Raw genomic sequence first — 1,390 nt, forward strand, 5'->3', positions numbered from 1 at the left:
GCACCTGTCCGGACCATTCGACCAGAGGCGTCAATGCGCGCCACGCTGTGCGAACTTCCTTCAACGTCCTGGCGCTGTCCAGCCACGAGGGGCTTGGGTAACTGCGACCAGCAGTGAGCGACTTGTGTCGCAACAAGTCGATTCGCGGGTGATCGACCGTGTATCCGCGAGGCGCCGTCTTGAGCTTGTCGCCGCCGATGGTGAATCCGGCCTTCTCGACGGAGGCCAGGATCTTCTCGAGCTCCGGCCCTCGAACGTCGTCGTCGACAGCCGCACGATAACGCGCGATAGTCTCCGAACTGCTGGCGTAGAAACCACCGGCCACCATCAACCCTGCCGCGTCGATCTGCACGTAGTAGCCACAGCTCTCGGCAAGACCGACGAACGCGCCCTGATGTGTCTTGTACGGAATCTTGTCCTTCGAGAATCGAACGTCTCGATATGGCCGAAAGAGCTTGGCCGCGCCGAATTCGTCCTCCAACGCCGCGGTCAACGACGCCATCGGACGACGAACCACCTCGTCGTACGTCTCCTTGTGCGCTGCCCACCAGGTTTTGCTGTTGTCGGCTTCCAGGTCTTCGTAGAAGTCGAGTGCAGCAACGGGTATGCCAGTGAACGCAGCCATGGCGTAAGCCTAGCTGCCTGTTCGGCTTTGGACCGCCTGCCCTGCACCGATGCCCGGATCGGCCGGAATCCGTAGACTGCATGGGGATGATTTCCGAAATACAAGCATGGGAACTGACCGACACCAACCGAGACTGGCTGATACACCGACCTGTCGAGATCGCGATCTACGTGGCGCTCGCAGTCGTACTGCGCTTCGCGCTGCACCGCGGGATCGATCGAATGTCGAAGCCCCGTAAGTCTCCGAATGCCAAGGTGAACGAGCGCAGATCGCAGAGAGCCCGGACCATCGGTTCGGTACTCAAGTCGACGGTGTCCATCGTCATCCTCGTCTGGTGTGTGCTGCAGATCCTCGGCATTCTCGGGATCAACGTCGCGCCGTTCATCGCATCCGCCGGAGTCATCGGTCTTGCCATCGGTTTCGGTGCACAAAACCTGGTGCGTGACTTCCTCTCCGGCATCTTCATGTTGCTCGAGGATCAGTACGGTGTCGGCGACGTCGTCGATCTCGGCGACGCAGTCGGGACCGTCGAAACCGTGGGCCTGCGAGTTACCACGATTCGAGATGTCAACGGCACCTTGTGGTACTGCCGCAACGGCGAAATCCTGCGAGTCGGCAACATGAGTCAGGGTTACGCCACTGCAGTTCTCGATCTCCCGATCGCCCACAACGCGAACGTGCACAAAGCGTGTGAGGTGGCAACGCGAGCTGTCCTCGAGGCGGCGGAGTCCGAACCGATCAGGGCGGACATGATCGACAAGCCGG

The 1,390-nt window shown here is 60.7% G+C and carries 2 protein-coding genes; one reads left to right on the top strand and one right to left on the bottom strand.

The window, feature by feature from the left end; genetic code table 11:
* Window positions 1–625 (bottom strand): DUF2461 domain-containing protein (locus ABT116_RS46455; protein ID WP_351647269.1); only part of this gene is annotated, 625 nt, incomplete at its 3' end.
* 86 nt (window positions 626–711) lie between these two features.
* On the opposite strand from ABT116_RS46455, the gene ABT116_RS46460 reads away from it, so the two are divergent.
* A partial coding sequence (locus ABT116_RS46460) for a mechanosensitive ion channel family protein (protein ID WP_351647271.1) occupies window positions 712–1,390 on the top strand: 679 nt, incomplete at its 3' end.

It is taken from the genome of Streptomyces sp. NPDC002130 (genome assembly GCF_040296465.1).
Taxonomy (GTDB): Bacteria; Actinomycetota; Actinomycetes; order Streptomycetales; family Streptomycetaceae; genus Streptomyces.